This window comes from Streptomyces sp. NPDC002176 (assembly GCF_044903645.1).
Classification (GTDB): domain Bacteria; phylum Actinomycetota; class Actinomycetes; order Streptomycetales; family Streptomycetaceae; genus Streptomyces.
In genome coordinates this window covers 458,904-475,080 of sequence record NZ_JBJDQW010000003.1, presented here as the reverse complement: position 1 = coordinate 475,080, position 16,177 = coordinate 458,904, and the positions used below count along the sequence as shown (strand labels likewise).

General features: G+C 70.8%; 16 protein-coding genes. 8 read left to right on the top strand and 8 right to left on the bottom strand.

Annotated elements, in window-relative coordinates:
• Positions 1-2: 2 nt before the first annotated feature.
• Positions 3-629, top strand: coding sequence for a 2'-5' RNA ligase family protein (locus tag ACI2LY_RS15940; RefSeq protein ID WP_404707648.1), 627 nt, complete (start codon positions 3-5; stop codon positions 627-629).
• 47 nt (positions 630-676) lie between these two features.
• Here the strand turns inward: ACI2LY_RS15940 and ACI2LY_RS15935 are convergent, their stop codons facing one another.
• Positions 677-1,315, bottom strand: a complete 639-nt coding sequence (locus tag ACI2LY_RS15935; RefSeq protein ID WP_404707647.1) for an HAD family hydrolase — start codon at positions 1,313-1,315, stop codon at positions 677-679.
• A gap of 72 nt (positions 1,316-1,387) precedes the next feature.
• Here ACI2LY_RS15935 and ACI2LY_RS15930 point away from each other — a divergent pair, with 72 nt between their 5' ends.
• Together ACI2LY_RS15930 and ACI2LY_RS15925 are read left to right on the top strand one after the other, a co-directional pair.
• Complete coding sequence (locus ACI2LY_RS15930) at positions 1,388-1,591, top strand: hypothetical protein (protein ID WP_404707646.1); 204 nt, start codon at positions 1,388-1,390, stop codon at positions 1,589-1,591.
• Complete coding sequence (locus ACI2LY_RS15925; RefSeq protein WP_404707645.1) at positions 1,588-2,115, top strand: putative immunity protein; 528 nt, start codon at positions 1,588-1,590, stop codon at positions 2,113-2,115. Before ACI2LY_RS15930 ends, ACI2LY_RS15925 begins: the two co-directional genes overlap by 4 nt.
• Here the strand turns inward: ACI2LY_RS15925 and ACI2LY_RS15920 are convergent, their stop codons facing one another.
• The 4 genes from ACI2LY_RS15920 to ACI2LY_RS15905 form a co-directional block, all read right to left on the bottom strand.
• Positions 2,116-3,870, bottom strand: coding sequence for an NAD+ synthase (locus ACI2LY_RS15920; RefSeq protein ID WP_404707644.1), 1,755 nt, complete (start codon positions 3,868-3,870; stop codon positions 2,116-2,118). It abuts the gene before it with no gap.
• A 101-nt stretch (positions 3,871-3,971) separates the two neighbouring features.
• The gene (locus ACI2LY_RS15915; protein WP_404707643.1) at positions 3,972-5,939 is read right to left on the bottom strand and encodes a protease pro-enzyme activation domain-containing protein; all 1,968 of its coding nucleotides are present in this window, start codon (positions 5,937-5,939) and stop codon (positions 3,972-3,974) included.
• Positions 5,940-6,160: 221 nt separating this feature from the next.
• Entirely contained in the window at positions 6,161-6,793 is a 633-nt protein-coding gene (locus ACI2LY_RS15910; RefSeq protein ID WP_404707642.1) for a DUF305 domain-containing protein, read from the bottom strand.
• The gene (locus ACI2LY_RS15905; protein WP_404707641.1) at positions 6,790-7,476 is read right to left on the bottom strand and encodes a DUF3105 domain-containing protein; all 687 of its coding nucleotides are present in this window, start codon (positions 7,474-7,476) and stop codon (positions 6,790-6,792) included. The genes ACI2LY_RS15910 and ACI2LY_RS15905 overlap by 4 nt, the downstream gene beginning before the upstream one ends.
• Before the next feature lie 129 nt (positions 7,477-7,605).
• Here ACI2LY_RS15905 and ACI2LY_RS15900 point away from each other — a divergent pair, with 129 nt between their 5' ends.
• Positions 7,606-8,049, top strand: a complete 444-nt coding sequence (locus ACI2LY_RS15900; RefSeq protein WP_404707640.1) for an RrF2 family transcriptional regulator — start codon at positions 7,606-7,608, stop codon at positions 8,047-8,049.
• Here the strand turns inward: ACI2LY_RS15900 and ACI2LY_RS15895 are convergent.
• The gene (locus ACI2LY_RS15895; RefSeq protein WP_404707639.1) at positions 8,046-9,203 is read right to left on the bottom strand and encodes a globin domain-containing protein; all 1,158 of its coding nucleotides are present in this window, start codon (positions 9,201-9,203) and stop codon (positions 8,046-8,048) included. The two genes, ACI2LY_RS15900 and ACI2LY_RS15895, sit on opposite strands and share 4 nt — an antisense overlap.
• A 275-nt stretch (positions 9,204-9,478) precedes the next feature.
• On the opposite strand from ACI2LY_RS15895, the gene ACI2LY_RS15890 reads away from it, so the two are divergent.
• Positions 9,479-10,840, top strand: coding sequence for a glutamine synthetase family protein (locus ACI2LY_RS15890; RefSeq protein ID WP_388992804.1), 1,362 nt, complete (start codon positions 9,479-9,481; stop codon positions 10,838-10,840).
• 6 nt (positions 10,841-10,846) lie between these two features.
• On the opposite strand, the gene ACI2LY_RS15885 is transcribed toward ACI2LY_RS15890, so the two are convergent.
• Positions 10,847-11,269 (bottom strand): VOC family protein, encoded by a 423-nt coding sequence (locus ACI2LY_RS15885; protein ID WP_404708151.1) that lies wholly within the window; start codon positions 11,267-11,269, stop codon positions 10,847-10,849.
• Between the two features lie 47 nt (positions 11,270-11,316).
• Between ACI2LY_RS15885 and ACI2LY_RS15880 the strand changes: the two genes are divergently transcribed.
• The 3 genes from ACI2LY_RS15880 (at position 11,317) to ACI2LY_RS15870 (ending at position 15,249) form a co-directional block, all read left to right on the top strand.
• Positions 11,317-11,586, top strand: coding sequence for a CopG family transcriptional regulator (locus ACI2LY_RS15880; protein WP_404707638.1), 270 nt, complete (start codon positions 11,317-11,319; stop codon positions 11,584-11,586).
• A complete protein-coding gene (locus ACI2LY_RS15875) occupies positions 11,583-12,020 on the top strand; it encodes a type II toxin-antitoxin system VapC family toxin (RefSeq protein ID WP_404707637.1) in 438 nt (145 codons plus the stop codon). Before ACI2LY_RS15880 ends, ACI2LY_RS15875 begins: the two co-directional genes overlap by 4 nt.
• 235 nt (positions 12,021-12,255) lie before the next feature.
• Positions 12,256-15,249, top strand: coding sequence for a bifunctional [glutamine synthetase] adenylyltransferase/[glutamine synthetase]-adenylyl-L-tyrosine phosphorylase (locus ACI2LY_RS15870; RefSeq protein WP_404707636.1), 2,994 nt, complete (start codon positions 12,256-12,258; stop codon positions 15,247-15,249).
• On the opposite strand, the gene ACI2LY_RS15865 is transcribed toward ACI2LY_RS15870, so the two are convergent.
• Entirely contained in the window at positions 15,237-16,103 is an 867-nt protein-coding gene (locus tag ACI2LY_RS15865; protein WP_404707635.1) for a phosphatase PAP2 family protein, read from the bottom strand. The two genes, ACI2LY_RS15870 and ACI2LY_RS15865, sit on opposite strands and share 13 nt — an antisense overlap.
• Positions 16,104-16,177: the final 74 nt, after the last annotated feature.

Genomic DNA, 16,177 nt, shown 5'->3' with positions numbered 1-16,177 from the left:
GCATGACTCTCACTTCCTCGGACACCCTGCGGAACCACTGGTGGTGGCGGCCCGGCTGGAGCGTTGGTCGGCGGTTCTACACGTGGCACCTGACGTGGGAGGGCCAGGACGACGTACACCGGCTCGCCGCCGAGTACCGCGACGCGCTCGCCCCGTTCGTCGGTGAGCTGACCCTGATCCCGGATCAGTGGCTGCATCTGACCATGCAGGGCATCGGGTTCGTCGGCGAGGTCGCCGAGAAGGATGTCCGCGCCATCGCCGACGCCGCGAGCGGGCGACTGGCTGCCGTACCTGCCTTCGACGTCCAAGTGGGCCCGCACGTGCTGGACCCGGAGGCCGTCCTGCTGACCGTCCACCCGGCCGGTTCAGTGGCCGAGGTCCGCGACGCGATCCGCGGTGCCATCGGCGACGTACTGCACGACGTGCCAGAGAATGCCACCGGCTTCAGGCCACACGTCTCAGTGGCCTACAGCGCGAGCGACGGCCCGGCCGCCCCCGTCGCCGAAGCCCTCGCAGCACGCGAGTTCACCCCCGCCCACGCGCGGGTGACCCACGCCGAACTGATCGTCATCCACCGCGACAACGAGATGTACAAGTGGGAGACCTTCGCGACCGTACCGCTGGGATAGGCGTCGTACGTGGCGATGGCGGGCGGTGCGGCGTGCCCGGATGTGTTTCAGCAGGCGACCACGTCGAGCAGGTCCATCAGCCTGTCGATGTGCCAGTCGGCCACCCTGGCCGCGTCCTGGTCGGCCCACAGGTGACCCCACGGGCCGCGGCGCAGATGGGCGGTTCTGAGTCCGGCCGCGGCCGCCGGGCCGATGTCGTTGGCCGGATGGTCGCCGACGTAGACGGTCCGCTCGGCGGGTGCCTGGGCGGCTTCGAGGACTCGGCGGAAGAACTCCGTCTGAGGCTTCGCCACTCCCCACTCTCCCGATGTCGCGATGACGTCGGCCGGGAGGTCCAGGCCGCGCAGCAGTTCACCGGCGCGGGCGGTCTGGTTCCCGGCGATGACGACGCGGAGTCCGGCCTGCCGAAGCGCTGCCAGCGCCGGGCGGACGTCGTCGTAGAGGTCCGTCTCATCGAACTGTTCGCCGAGACCGGCCGCCTCACGCGCCGCGTACTCGGCCGCCAGGTCGATGCCCGGACGGAGAAGCCGCAAGGCATCCGCGTTGTCCCGCCCCTGGGCGACGACGGCTCCGACGAGGGCGGACACGGTATGGCGGGGCACGCCGAGCCAGTCGGCCCAGGACGCCCAGTACCGGTCGTCACGGGTGAGCGTCTCGCCGACATCGAACACAACGGTCTCCATCATGCGGGCACCCTAGGGGAGGCCGGGCGTCACCGGCCTTGGATACGCTGCCCCCGGAGCCTGTCAGGAGGGGTCATGGCGAAGGTCACCATCAGTCTGGACGCCGATCTGGCCATCGAGGTCATGCTGCTGGCCGGTACCAGGAGTCCGCAGGACGCGGTCGAGTTGATCGTCCGGGATTACCTGGCGCGGGGGCATCGCACCGAGGCCCGTACCGGGAACGCCGCCGACCAGGAGCGTCTCGCGGACCGGCGGTCGGCGCCGGAAGAGGGGCGGTGAGTGCCGCGGTCGTGCTGAGCACGGAGGACCTTCGCGCGGTCACCGCGTTCGCCGCGGGCTCCGCCGAGACCGTGCTCGGGATCTTCGAGGCGGATCAGCCCGACGACTCGCGCCCACGCGCCGCCATCGATGCCGCGTGGGCGTTCGCGCGCGGTGGTGAGCGAGGGAAGGCGCTGCGGGACACGGCGTGGGCGGCGCTCAAGGCAGCCCGGAGCGCGGACACGGCGGCCGGGCGGGAGGCGGCGCGGGCGGCGATGGCCGCGGCCGGGGCCGCCTATCTGCATCCGCTGGCCAAGGCCACCCAGGTCAAGCACATCCTCGGCGCCGGGGCCCATGCGGCGAGGGTGGCGGAGCTGGTCGCCGGTGAGGGTGCGGCCGACCACCTCGAGCGGACGGTGCGGCGGGCGACACCTCTCGTCGTCGACGTACTCAGCCGCTACCCGGCCGCTCCCGACGGCGGCGGCCGGGTGGGCGAGCTGACCCGCCTGCTGGACACCACCCTGCGCACCCGCCGCCCCGCGTAGCTACGCCCGCTCCCGCCACCCATTCGTGATCGGCAGCCGCCGGTCCTTGCCGAACCCCTTCCGGGAGATCTTCGTGCCCGGCGGGTACTGGCGGCGCTTGTACTCGGCGGTGTCGACCATGCGGAGGATCTTGACCACCAGGTCACGGTCGAAGCCCGCCGCCACGATCGCGTCGGCGCCCTGGTCGTGGTCGACGTACATGTCGAGGATCGCGTCCAGGACGGGATAGTCCGGCAGGGAGTCGGTGTCGACCTGGCCGGGGCGCAGCTCGGCGCTGGGCGGCTTGCTGATCGAGTTCTCCGGGATCGGCGGGGTCTCACCGCGCTCCTCGGCGGCCCGGTTGCGGTAGCGGGCCAACTGGAACACCGAGGACTTGTACACGTCCTTGATCGGGCCGTACGCGCCCACCGAGTCGCCGTACAGCGTCGAATAGCCCACCGCCAGCTCGGACTTGTTGCCCGGCGCCAGCACGATGTGGCCCTCCTGGTTGGACACCGCCATCAGCAGCGTGCCGCGCAGCCGCGACTGGAGGTTCTCCTCCGCGAGCCCGTCCAGGTCCAGCGCGCCCATGTACGCGTCGAACATCGGCTCGATCGACACCGTGCGGAAGTTGAGCCCGGTGCGCCGGGCCAGCTCGGCCGCGTCGCTCCGGGAGTGCTCGGAGGAGTACTTCGACGGCATCGAGATCCCGTACACGTTCTCCGGGCCCACCGCGTCGCACGCGATCGCGGCCACCAGCGCCGAGTCGATACCGCCGGACAGACCGATCAGCACCGAGCGGAAGCCGTTCTTGACGACGTACGCCCGCAGGCCGGTCACCAGCGCGCCGTAGACCTCCGCGTCGTCGTCCAGCCACTCGGCGCGGCCGCCGGTGTACTCCGGCTCGTAGGACGGCACGGGCTCCGAGGAGAGGACCACGCGGTCGATGCGCAGTCCGTCGTCGACGACACCGGTCGGCGCGTCCGGGTCGGCGGCGGGCAGGTCCAGGTCCAGCAGCAGGCAGGTCTCCTCGAACTGCGGCGCCCGCGCGATCACCTCGCCGTCCGCGCCGACCACGATCGAGTCACCGTCGAAGACCAGCTCGTCCTGGCCGCCGGTCATGGCGAGGTAGGCGGTGGTGCAGCCCGCCTCCTGGGCCCGCTTGCGGACCAGCTCCAGCCGGGTGTCGTCCTTGTCCCGCTCGTACGGTGAGGCGTTCACCGAGAGCAGCAGGCCCGCGTGGGCCGAGCGGGCGGCGGGGACGCGGCCGCCGTCCTGCCAGAGGTCCTCGCAGATGGCGAGCGCCACGTCCACCCCGTGCACCCGGATCACCGGCATGGTGTCGCCGGGCACGAAGTAGCGGAACTCGTCGAAGACGCCGTAGTTCGGCAGGTGGTGCTTGGCGAAGGTGAGGACCACCTCGCCCCGGTACAGCACCGCCGCCGCGTTCTGCGGGGCACCGGCGGGCTGGCCGTACCTCGGCTGCGCGGTCGCCGAGCGGTCGAGGTAGCCGACGACCACCGGCACCTCGCCGAGCCCCTCCTCGGCCAGCCGGGCGGCCAGCGTGCGCACGGCGGCGCGGGAGGCTTCGACGAAGGAGGAGCGCAGGGCGAGGTCCTCCACGGGATACCCGGTCAGCACCATCTCAGGGAACGCGACCAGATGCGCTCCCGCCTCGGCCGACCGCCGGGTCCGGCGGAGGACCGACTCGGTGTTGCCGGCGATGTCGCCGACCCGGGCATCGATCTGATTCAGGGCGAGACGAAGTTGAGGCACCCCGCCAGTGTAATCGTCAGAGCGACGCGATGTAGGGGCGTGAGGTGTCTGCCACCTCACGCCCCCGTCATCGGACCCTGTGGACCCTGAGGATCAGCGGATCAGTGACCCTTGTACGACCGCACGTAGCCGTTCGCGGGGGAGCCCACGCCGGTCACGTCGTCGTAGCCCTTCACCGCGTGCAGCGAGCTGTCCTTGCCGAGGCTGCGGACCGAGGTCGCCAGACCGCCCGTGTCGTCCACGCCGTTCACGAAGTCGACGCGGACGACCGCGAGGTCGGAGCCGGTCGGCTTGTCGGTGACGTCGTGGAAGACGCCCGCCTTGCCGTAGCGCTGGTAGATCGACGGGTTGGCGAAGCCGATCGCCTTGCCGCCGCGCGCCTCCTGCGCCAGCGCCTGGACCGCCGCGATCACCGGGGCGGCCAGCGAGGTGCCGCCGATGCGGTACTCGCCGTAGCGCTCACTGCCGTCCGGGTAGGACTGGGTGATGCCCTCCAGGAAGCCGGTGTTCGGGTCGGCCACGGCCGAGATGTCCGGGACCACGCGGTTACCGGCCTTGTGGTGCACACCTGCCAGCGCGCCCGGGACGATCCCCTTCTGGTAGTAGGGCTCCGCCACGGTACGGCTGGTGCCGCCGCCCGCGCCCGAGGTGAAGGCGCCGGGGAAGCCGGTCCAGCTCTTGCCGTCGGCCGACAGGGTGGCCTTCTCGGTGCCCCAGCCGGTCTCGAACTGGTAGGCGTTGCCCTTGCCGACGGCCAGCGACGTACCGCCGACCGCGGTCACCCAGGCGGAGTTGGCCGGGGTGTCGACCTGCTTCACGCCGGGCTTGGTGTCCGTGGCGGTGTTGGCCACCTCGTCACCGTCGTCACCCGAGGAGAAGTAGAAGCCGATGCCCTGCACGGCGCCGAACTGGAAAACCTGGTCGTACGCGGCGGCCAGGTCCGGCGTCTGGTTGGCCTCGATGTCGCCCCAGGAGTTGGAGACGATGTCGGCCAGGTGGCTGTCCACGACCTTGCTGAGCGCGTCGAGCAGGTCGTCGTCGTTGCAGGACGCGGCGCCCACGTAGGTGACGTCGGCGTTCGGCGCCACCGCGTGCACGGCCTCGACGTCGAGGGTCTCCTCGCCGTACCAGCCGGAGGCGTCGCACTCGTCGGCCCCGGTGTGCGTGTACTTCTTCGGCAGCACCTGGTGCAGCTGGCCGGTCTTCCAGGCCGCGTCACCGTTGCGCTTGGCGTAGGTGCCCGCGTCGAAGGCGATGGTCGGCGAGGCGTAGGCGTCCGTGATGGCGACCCGGACGTGCTTGCCGGTGTACGTGCCCGCGCCGTAGGCCGCCCGCAGCTGCTTGCCGGTGTAGCCCTTGATCGCGTACGGGATCTTCTTGCCGTACGCGTCCGGCAGCGAGGTCGCGGTCTTCGAGCCGTAGTACGAGGAGAACGGACCGGCGTTCGCGAACGCGGCCGCCGGACCGGGCAGTTGGTCGGCGACGTGCGACGTGTGCGGGGCGTTGTCCAGACCGGTGACGGTCAGCACGGCGCCCTTCAGCCCGGCCGGTACGGACGCCGTCTGCTGCGGGGCGCGGTAAGTCCGCGCGCCCTTGGCGTAGTTGTGCAGCTGGGTGCCGAACGCCTTCTCGGCGGCGGCCACGTCACCGGAGACGGAGACGTAGTGCGCGGTGACCCCGGTGACCGTCAGACCGGCCGACCTCAGCCAGGACTTGACGGCGGTCACCTGGGCCTTGGTGGCCCCGAAGCGGGCCTGCGCCTGCCGGGCGTCGAGGTGCTTGCCGTACAGCGGAGACGCCGGGTCGGAGACGGCCTTGGCGTAGGCGGCCAGTCCGGCCGCGTCCCGCCCGGCCAGGTAGACGCGGGCCTGCACCTGGGCGCTGTCGGCGGTGGCGCCCTTGTCCGCCTTCGCCGTGGCCCACAGCGGCCGGGTGCCCGTCAGCGCGTTGCGCGCCGGGGTGCCGTCCGCGTGGGCCGCCGGTATGCCGAGCGCCAGCGCCCCGGCGATCATCGGCAGCGTCGCCGCCATGCTCACACCGGCGCGCGTCTTGGCGCGGTTGGATCTCATAGAACCCCCTGCGATGCGTTTCGCATGCATGTCGTGGTCGGAACGTCGCGGATGCGCGCCGGTGAAGCGGCGGTGTCGACCGGCGTGGAGATCGCACGATGGGGGCCACTCTTGCCGATGAACCGTTCATGTCAGGGGAAGCTAAAGGTCAAGAGAACCTCAAGTAACCATGAACAGACCCGACTTGGCTCGAATCCGTCACGAACGAGCGGACGCGTCCGTCACGAACGAGGAGCCGCGCCCCGCTTCTTGAGCATGTCGGCCATCAGCTGGATCTCCGACCGCTGGGCGTCGACCATCCCCCGCGCGAGCCGCTGCTCCGGCCCCGCCGCACACCGGGCCACACACCCCTCGGCCATGTGCACCCCGCCCTTGTGGTGCTCCGTCATCAGCTGGAGGTAGAGCACCTCAGCCGCCCGCCCCTTGAGCGAACTCAACCTGCTCAGCTCGGAGTTGGTCGCCATGCCCGGCATCAGCGCGCCGTCCTGCCCGGGCGGCATGTCACCCATGCCCATCCAGGTCATCGGCGGCTTCGCGGACACCTTCGGCAGCCCCCACAGATCCAGCCAACCGAGCAGCATCCCGCGCTGGTTGGCCTGGGTCTGCGCGATGTCGTACGCGAGCCGCCGCACCTCCTCGTCGCCGGTGCGGTCGCGCACCAGGTACGACATCTCCACGGCCTGCTGATGGTGCACGGCCATGTCCCGCGCGAACCCCGCGTCGGCCGACTCCGCGCCCGGCACCCGTACCGCGACGGAGTCGCTCTCCCCACCAGCCGCGTACCCCCCGGCCCCCGCCGCGACGACGGCCAGCAGCGCGGCACCGGCCGCCAACCCGACGTACCCGCGCCTCACTTCATGACCCCACCCGTGCAGGGGGCGCCCAGCTCCGGGGTCTGCTTGCCCTGCACATAGGTGGCGAAGAACTTGTCGACCTCCGGGTCGGACGCGCTCTTGACGCTCACCTGGTGCCCCCACGCCGAAAGGATCAGCGGCGCGTCCTGGTCCGCGTACGGGCTCATCAGCGAGTACGGCGTCCGCTTCACCTTGGCCGCGAGCGCGTCCACGTCCGCCTTCTTCGCCTTGTCGGTATGCGTCACCCACACCGCGCCGTGCTCCAGCGCGTGCACCGCCATCTCGTCGCGCACCGGCTCCTTGTAGACATCGCCGTTGCAGTTGAGCCACACCGGGTTGTGGTTCCCGCCGACCGGCGGGCGCATCGGATACGTGACCTTTCCGGTCACATGGGTGCGCGACAGCTTGCCGGACCAGGTGCGCACCCCGTCCTTGCCGGTGATGAAGTGCCCGGAGCCACCCTTGGCGTCGCCGCTCGCGGCCGTGTCCTTGCCCTTGTCCTCGCCCGAGTCCGACTGGGAGCGCACCAGCACCACGCCGCCCACGACCAGCCCCGCGACGACCACCATGCTCGCGGCGATGGCCAGCACCCGGTTGCGCCGGGAGCGGGCACGCTCGGCGCGCCGCAGCTCCTCTATGCGCGCGGCGCGCGCGGAGGCGGGGCTGTGCTGGTCGGTACCCATGGGGCGTGTCCTTCCGCAGGAGCGGTCTAAGGGGTCCGCTGATCGTAGTGGGGGCGAAGGGCCGCGGGCAGGCACGTACGACAACCGGATAATTTGAACCCAGGATGCGTCATTACCTACGCTTCCGGTATGCGGCTGTTGCGCTCCACCGATCTCGCCCTGCGCGTCCTGATGCGGCTCGCGGTGAGCGGCGACGCCAGCCCGACCACCCGCCAGGTCGCCGACGACATGGGCGTGCCCTACACCCACACCGCGAAGGTCGTCGCCGAACTCCAGCACCTCGGACTGCTGGAGGCCCGCCGGGGCCGGGGCGGCGGACTGTCCCTGACCGGCAAGGGCCGTACGGCCTCCGTCGGCGCGGTCGTCCGGTCCTTCGAGGGCGACGGCGACGTGGTCGACTGCGAGGGCCCCACCCCCTGCCCCCTGAACTCCGCCTGCCGCCTGCGCGGCGCCCTACGCCGAGCCCAGGAGGCGTTCTTCGCCACCCTGGACCCGGTCACGGTGGACGACATGATCGCCGACCCCACGGGCCCCCTGCTGCTGGGCATCTCCAGCGGCCCGCCCAGCTCCTAGCTCGCCAACCACAGGTCGGGCCCGAACACCTCGTAATGGATGTCGGCCGGAGCCACCCCCTTCTCGATGAGCTGCGCCCGCACCGCCCGCATGAAGGGCAGCGGCCCGCACAGGTAGGCGCGGGTGGCGGAGGGCACCGGAATCCCGGCGAGGTCGACGAGCCCCGTCCGGGCGCCGTCGGAGGCGTCGCGCTCGTAGAAGAAGTGGCAGGCGGAGTCGGCCAGCTTGCCGGTGTACAGCTCGTGGTCGGCGCGCAGGGCGTGGTCGGCGAGGGAGCGGTCGCCGTGCACCACGGTGACCGGCCCGGGGTGCCCGTCCGCCGCGAGCGAGGCCAGCATCGCGACCATCGGGGTCACGCCGATCCCGGCGGAGGCGAGCAGGAGGGGGCGGGAGCCGCCGGGGTCGAGCACGAGATCCCCGTACGGCTCGGACAGCGCGAGCCGGTCACCGATCCGCACGCGCGCGTGCAGGAAGCCGGACACCTCGCCCTCGATCCGCTTGACACTGATCTGGCGCAGCCCGGCACCGGGGGCCCCGGAGAGGCTGTACTGCCGTATCTGATGAGCCCCGTCGGGCAGGTCGACGCCGACGGACACGTACTGCCCCGCCCGGAACCCGGACACGGGCCCGCCGTCCACCGGCCGCAGCCGCAGCGTGACCACGTCGGCGGTCTCCGGCACCCGCTCGACGACCTCCCACTGGCGCGTACCGCCCCCCTCCTCATACAGCCCGCGCTCCAGGCCGATCAGGGTGCGGGCCAGCAGCCAGTAGACCTCGTCCCAGGCGGCCGCGACCTCGGGGGTGACGGCGTCGCCCAGCACCTCGGCGATGGCTGCGAAGAGGTGCTCGTGGACGAGGTCGTACTGCTCGGGCGCGATGCCGAGGGAGGCGTGCTTGTGGGCGATGCGCCCCAGCATGGCGTCGGGATGCCGGTCCGGGTGCTCCAGCAGCATCGTGGCGAAGGCGGCGATGGACGCGGCGAGGGCCTGCTGCTGGGCGCCGGACGCCTGGTTGCCGCGGTTGAACAGGTTCCGTAGCAGCTCGGGGTGGGCGGCGAAGAGACGGGCGTAGAACCGCTCGGTGATCTCGCCGATGGCCGCGCCCACGGCGGGCAGGGTGGCGCGGACGGTGGCGGCGGAAGACGGGGACAGCACGAAGACTCCTCCTGCACAGGGCGTTTAATTGGCATCTGGTATACCAATTAAAGCGCACGCCTCGCGGCCACCCGTTACGGAGGGGGCCGTGAGCATGCAAGATGGGCAGGGGAGAGGTGCACCCGGCGTACGCGGGACGTTCAGTTCCCTGGCATCCGGCCGATCAAGGTCCGCAACGCGCGCGAAACGCCGATGTGGTGGGATGCTCAGGTGCCGACCGCCTCCCGTCGCACCACGGACAGGCGGCCTGACCAGCAAGGATGGGGAAGCGGAAGATGGACAAGCAGCAGGAGTTCGTGCTCCGGACCTTGGAGGAGCGCGACATCCGGTTCGTACGCCTGTGGTTCACGGACGTGCTGGGCTTCCTCAAGTCCGTCGCCGTGGCCCCCGCGGAGCTTGAACAGGCGTTCGACGAGGGCATCGGCTTCGACGGCTCGGCCATCGAGGGCTTCGCCCGCGTCTACGAGTCCGACATGATCGCCAAGCCGGACCCCTCGACCTTCCAGGTCCTGCCCTGGCGCGCGGAGGCCCCCGGCACGGCCCGCATGTTCTGCGACATCCTCATGCCGGACGGGTCCCCGTCCTTCGCCGACCCGCGCTACGTCCTCAAGCGGGCGCTGGCCCGCACCTCCGACCTGGGGTTCACCTTCTACACCCACCCGGAGATCGAGTTCTTCCTGCTGAAGAACAAGCCGACCGACGGCAGCCGCCCGACCCCGGCCGACAACTCCGGCTACTTCGACCACACCCCGCAGAACGTCGGCATGGACTTCCGCCGCCAGGCGATCACCATGCTGGAGTCGATGGGCATCTCGGTGGAGTTCTCCCACCACGAGGGCGGCCCCGGCCAGCAGGAGATCGACCTGCGGTACGCCGACGCGCTGTCCACGGCGGACAACATCATGACGTTCCGCCTGGTCATGAAGCAGGTCGCGCTGGAGCAGGGGGTCCAGGCGACCTTCATGCCGAAGCCGTTCTCGGAGTTCCCCGGCTCGGGCATGCACACCCACCTCTCCCTCTTCGAGGGCGACCGCAACGCGTTCTACGAGTCCGGCTCGGAGTACCAGCTCTCCAAGGTCGGCCGCTCCTTCATCGCGGGTCTGCTGCGGCACGCGGCGGAGATCTCGGCGGTGACCAACCAGTGGGTGAACTCCTACAAGCGCATCTGGGGCGGCTCGGAGCGCACGGCGGGCGCGGGCGGCGAGGCCCCCTCGTACATCTGCTGGGGCCACAACAACCGCTCGGCCCTGGTCCGGGTCCCGATGTACAAGCCCGGCAAGACCGGCTCGGCCCGCGTGGAGGTCCGCTCCCTGGACTCGGGCACCAACCCCTACCTGGCCTACGCGGTACTCCTGGCCGCCGGCCTCAAGGGCATCGAGGAGGGCTACGAACTCCCGCCGGGCGCCGAGGACGACGTCTGGGCCCTCTCCGACGCGGAACGCCGAGCCATGGGCATCGAACCCCTCCCCCAGAACCTCGGCGAGGCCCTCACCCTCATGGAACGCAGCGACCTGGTAGCCGAAACCCTGGGCGAACACGTCTTCGACTTCTTCCTCCGCAACAAGCGCCAGGAGTGGGAGGAGTACCGCTCGGAGGTCACGGCCTTCGAACTCAGGAAGAACCTGCCGGTGCTGTAAAGCCGCTCACCGAACGGGCTGCCCCACGCCGATCAAATTCCCTTCACTGTCCCGGAACCAGGCAGCCCGCTCCCCCCGAGCCCCTTTGCTCGGATAATTCCCCTGCACCTCGGCAATGCCACCCTCGGTCCGAAACCCAGGAGCCTCGACGTCCTCGAAGACAACCCCGCGCCCCCGAAGCTCGGCGAGGGTGGCTTCGAGGTCGTCCACCTCCCACCCCATCTGGGTAAAAGTCCCGGGCGAAGCCCCAGTGGACTGAAAAACCGCAAAAAACGAATCCCCACACCGATAAAGCAGCCCCCCGGGTCGCTCATCGAAGGGCTCCAGCCCCAACTTCTCGGAATAGAACCGCCGAGCCCGCTCAAGATCCCGAGCAGGCAACCGAGTGGCGACACTCCCACGACCAAGCGAACCGTTCACGAGCCCCAATTCCTTCTCCAGGTCCAAAGGTGGTACAGGAGCTGTACCATGCCCCCATGGCCCTGAAACGCACCAACGTCTACGCGGACGACAGCGACCTGGCGCTCATCAAGGAGGCGGCGGCCCGGCTGGGCCTCTCGGAGGCGGAGATAATCCGCGAGGGCATCCACCGCATCGCACTGGCACACCGAGTCTGGGACGAGCCGTTCGTAAGCGACGACGAGACCTTCGACCTCGGCGATCCGATGAACCGGGGCGACATCGGCAGCACATTGACCGAGGGATACGAGGCACGCGAGCATCGGAACAGGAACCACGCCGCGTGATCGCGATCGCGGACACCTCAGGCATCCTCGCCCTGTACAACCGCTCGGACCCGGCACACACAGCGGCGAAGAAGGCAGCCGACCAGTGCGGCTTCCTGGTGGCAACACCGATGGCCCTGACCGAGGTGCACCAGGTGGCCACGAGCAGAGCAGGCCGCAGAGCGGCGGACTCGATCCTGCGCAGCCTCACCAGCAGGGTGAGCGAGCTGCGCCTGGTCCTGGCGAACCCCACCCCGGAAACCCTGGACGCCGCACTCACCGTAAGAGCCCGCTACCAGTCACTGGACCTGGACCTGGTGGACGCGATGAACGTGGCCCTGGCGGCCGAGTACGCGACGGACGCCATCCTCACCAGAGACCTGCGCGACTTCAGGACCGTACGCCCTCTGAACGGAAAGCACACCCACTTCCGAGTCCTGCCGGACGACCTCTGAGCACACCCCACGCACCCGCACCGGCAAACGACGAGAAGGGGCCGCGCCGGGGGGTGTCCGCCCGCAGCGGCCGGCGAGGAGGCAAGTCCAGCGCATCGTAGAAACAGAAGTCGCCGGCCCGAGGACGGACACCCCCCGGCGCGGCCCCGACCCACGACGAAGCCAGGGCGCTGCCACGACGGTGGCACGGTTAGGCTCTGGCCAGGACCGTCTTGATCCCGAGGGGAGGCCGCGGATGACGCCGGGGCGCAGGAGCAGCACGTTCACGAGACTGCTTCGGCACGGCTTCACGGACCCCTCAGGAGCGGAACGCCTGCTGGACGGCCCGGAGCTGACCCCGGTGAAGGCGGACCCCGTACTCCTGGAGGCACTGGGCGGCACCGCGGACCCGGACCTGGCGCTGCGCGGCCTCGTACGCCTCCTGGAGTCCCAGCCCGCAGCCAAGGACCACCGCGAATTCCTGGACACCCTCATCGCGGCGAAACCCCTCCGCGACCGCCTCCTGGGCGTACTAGGCGCCTCGGCGGCCCTGGCGGACCACCTGGCCCGCCACCCCCACGACTGGCAGGAACTGGTCACCTACGAACCGAGGGACCTGCACCCAGGAGTGACGGAGTTCGAACGCGGCCTGGCGGAGGCGACGGACCCGGTGTCCCTCAGGGTCGCGTACCGCCGCTGCCTGCTCTCCATCGCCGCGAGGGACGTCTGCGGCACCACGGACGTCACCCAGACCGCCGCGGAACTCGCGGACCTCGCAACAGCAACCCTCCGCGCAGCCCTGGCCATGGCCGAGGCCGAAGCCCCCCAGGACGCACAAGCCTGCCGCCTGGCAGTGATCGCCATGGGCAAATGCGGCGGCCACGAGCTGAACTACGTCTCGGACGTGGACGTGATCTTCGTGGCGGAGCCCACTCAGGGCACGGACGAGACAAAGGCACTCAAGGCAGCCACAAAACTCGCCTCCCACATGATGCGCATCTGCTCGGAAACGACGATCGAGGGCTCGATCTGGCCGGTGGACGCGAACCTCCGCCCGGAGGGCCGCAACGGCCCCCTGGTCCGCACCCTCAGCAGCCACCTGGCCTACTACCAGCGCTGGGCGAAGACGTGGGAGTTCCAGGCACTCCTGAAGGCCCGCCCGGTGGCGGGGGACGAGGAACTGGGCGAGGCATACACAGCCGCCCTGACCCCCATGGTCTGGCAAGCAGCCGACCGCGAGAACTTCGTCCCGGACGTACAGAAGATGCGCCGCAGGGTGGTGGAGAACATCCCCCCGTCGGAGATCGACAGGGAACTGAAACTGGGCCCCGGCGGCCTGAGGGACGTCGAGTTCGCGGTCCAGCTGCTCCAGCTGGTGCACGGCCGCACGGACCAGACCCTCCGCAGCGGCACCACCCTGAAGGCCCTGCAAGCTTTGGCGACAGGCGGCTACGTGGGCCGAGAGGACGCCGCCCGCCTGGACGAGGCGTACCGCTTCCTCCGCGAACTGGAACACCGCATCCAACTGTTCCAGCTCCGCCGCACCCACCTGGTCCCCGAGGCGGAGGAGGACCTCCGCCGCCTGGGCCGCTCACTGGGCCTGCGCACGGACCCGGTGGCGGGCCTGCGCCGCGAGTGGAAACGCCACACAGGCGTGGTCCGCCGCCTGCACGAGAAGATCTTCTACCGCCCCCTCCTGGACGCCGTGGCCCAGCTGGCCCCCGGCGAAACAAGGCTGAGCGCGGAAGCGGCACGCGAACGCCTCGTGGCCCTGGGCTACGCGGACCCGGCGGCGGCCCTCCGCCACCTGGAGGCCCTGGCCTCCGGAGTCACCCGCAAGGCGGCCATCCAGCGCACCCTCCTCCCCGTCCTCCTGGGCTGGTTCGCCGACTCGGCCGACCCGGACGCGGGCCTGCTGAACTTCCGCAAGGTCTCGGACGCCCTGGGCAAGACCCCCTGGTACCTCCGCCTCCTCAGGGACGAGGGCGCGGCAGCGGAAAACCTGGCAAGGGTCCTCTCGGCGGGCCGCCTGGCCCCCGACCTCCTGCTCCGCGCCCCCGAAGCGGTAGCCCTCCTCGGCGACGGAGACGCGGGCGGCCTGGGACCACGCGGCAGGACCCAGCTGGAGCAGGAGATCACCGCGGCGGTGAACAGGGCGGAGAACGCGGAACAGGGCGTGACAGCGGCCCGAGGCGTAAGGCGCCGCGAACTCTTCCGAACGGCGGCCGCCGACATCGTCGGCTCGTACGGCACGGAGACGACCCCCGCCGAACCGGACGAAGGCGTCCTCCTGGACCGCGTCGGCGGCGCGATCTCGGACCTCACGGCCGCCACCCTGGCCGGAACCCTGCGCGCGGTGGTCCGCGAGGGCTGGGGCGACACCCTCCCGACGAGGTTCGCGATCATCGGCATGGGCAGGTTCGGCGGCCATGAACTGGGCTACGGCTCGGACGCGGACGTGCTGTTCGTGCACGAACCGCGCGAGGGCGTGGACGAGCACGAGGCCGCGAAGGCCGCCAACAAGGTGGTGGCCGAGATGCGCCGCCTGCTCCAGCTCCCCAGCGCCGACCCGCCGCTGCTGATCGACGCCGACCTGCGCCCGGAGGGCAAGTCCGGCCCGCTGGTCCGCACCCTGAAGTCGTACGAGGCGTACTACCGCAGGTGGTCGCTGGGCTGGGAGTCGCAGGCGCTGCTACGCGCGGAACCCGTCGCCGGGGACGCGGACCTGGGCCGCCGCTTCATGGAGCTGATCGACCCGCTGCGCTACCCGGCCCGCGGACTGGAGGAGGACGCCGTACGCGAGATCCGTCGGCTGAAGGCGCGGATGGAGTCGGAGCGGCTGCCGCGCGGCGCCGACCCCAAGCTGCACACCAAGCTGGGTCCGGGCGGGTTGTCGGACGTGGAGTGGACGGTGCAGCTGCTCCAGCTGCGGCACGCCTGGGAGGTGCCGGGCCTGCGTACCCCGAGGACCCGCGAGGCACTGGCGGCGGCGCGCGAGGCCGGGCTGATCGGCGTGGATGACGCGGCGGTGCTGGACGAGGCGTGGGTGCTGGCCAGCCGGGTCCGCAACGCGGTGATGCTGGTACGCGGCAGGGCGGGCGACACCTTCCCGACGGAGCCCCGCGAACTGGCGGCGGTGGGCCGGTACCTGGGCTACGGCGAGGGCCGGGCGGGCGACATGCTGGACGCGTACCGCCGCACGGCCCGCAGGGCCCGCACGGTGGTGGACGAACTCTTCTACGCGGGCTGACCCGCGCCGGAACCCGCCCCGGCCCCCGCCCCCGCCCCAGCCACCTGCGGCCACCGCCCGTACCAGAGCCGGGCCACCCCCACCCCGAACCCGAGGCACACCACCCCGCCGACCGCGTCGAGCCAGAAGTGGTTGGCGGTGGAGACGATCACCAGCAGCGTCAGCGCCGGATACGCCAGCCCCAGCACCCGCACCCACGGCACCGAGGCCAGCGCGAACACGGTCAGCCCGCACCACAGCGACCACCCGATGTGCATGGACGGCATCGCGGCGTACTGGTTGGACATGTGCTTGAGGTCGCCGGAGGCCATGGACCCCCACGTCTGGTGCACCATCACGGTGTCGATGAAGTGGCCGCCGCGCATCAGCCGGGGCGGGGCGAGCGGGAAGAGGTAGTACCCGGCGAGGGCCACGCCCGTGGTGGCGAACAGCACCAGCCGGATGGGGGCGTAGCGCTCGGGATGCCAGCGGTACAGCCACACCAGCACACCGATGGTGATCACGAAGTGCAGCGTGGCGTAGTAGTAGTTCATGCCGATGATCAGCCAACCCACCGAGTCGGCGGCGTGGTTGACGGTCGCCTCGACGGCGATGCCGAGTTGGTGTTCCAGCCACCAGACCGCGTCGGCGTTGCGCAGCGCCTCGGGCTTCTGCTCCGGGACGGCGTTGCGGATGAGAGAGTACGTCCAGTAACTCGCGGCGATCAGCAGGATCTCGAACCACAGCGGGGGCCGCCGGGAGGCGCGCAGCCGGTCCAGCAGGTGGCGGCCGCCGCCGCGTTCGCCCGTGACGGTCCGCGGAACGGCCACCTCCGCGCGGCGGCCTCCCGGGCCTGTCACGGTCGAGTCACTCATAGCCACCAAGTCTGCCAGACAAGGGATGCTCGACAGATCATCCCAAGGCCGTTGCCCCCACGCATGTTCTGCGC

What these genes read in the sequence shown, in the direction of transcription:
- ACI2LY_RS15940 (WP_404707648.1), top strand. Translation starts at nt 3, where the DNA reads ATGACTCTCACTTCCTCGGACACCCTGCGGAACCACTGGTGGTGGCGG.
- ACI2LY_RS15935 (WP_404707647.1), bottom strand. Translation starts at nt 1,315, where the DNA reads ATGATGGAGACCGTTGTGTTCGATGTCGGCGAGACGCTCACCCGTGAC.
- ACI2LY_RS15930 (WP_404707646.1), top strand. Translation starts at nt 1,388, where the DNA reads ATGGCGAAGGTCACCATCAGTCTGGACGCCGATCTGGCCATCGAGGTC.
- ACI2LY_RS15915 (WP_404707643.1), bottom strand. Translation starts at nt 5,939, where the DNA reads ATGAGATCCAACCGCGCCAAGACGCGCGCCGGTGTGAGCATGGCGGCG.
- ACI2LY_RS15905 (WP_404707641.1), bottom strand. Translation starts at nt 7,476, where the DNA reads ATGGGTACCGACCAGCACAGCCCCGCCTCCGCGCGCGCCGCGCGCATA.
- ACI2LY_RS15900 (WP_404707640.1), top strand. Translation starts at nt 7,606, where the DNA reads ATGCGGCTGTTGCGCTCCACCGATCTCGCCCTGCGCGTCCTGATGCGG.
- ACI2LY_RS15890 (WP_388992804.1), top strand. Translation starts at nt 9,479, where the DNA reads ATGGACAAGCAGCAGGAGTTCGTGCTCCGGACCTTGGAGGAGCGCGAC.
- ACI2LY_RS15880 (WP_404707638.1), top strand. Translation starts at nt 11,317, where the DNA reads ATGGCCCTGAAACGCACCAACGTCTACGCGGACGACAGCGACCTGGCG.
- ACI2LY_RS15870 (WP_404707636.1), top strand. Translation starts at nt 12,256, where the DNA reads ATGACGCCGGGGCGCAGGAGCAGCACGTTCACGAGACTGCTTCGGCAC.
- ACI2LY_RS15865 (WP_404707635.1), bottom strand. Translation starts at nt 16,103, where the DNA reads ATGAGTGACTCGACCGTGACAGGCCCGGGAGGCCGCCGCGCGGAGGTG.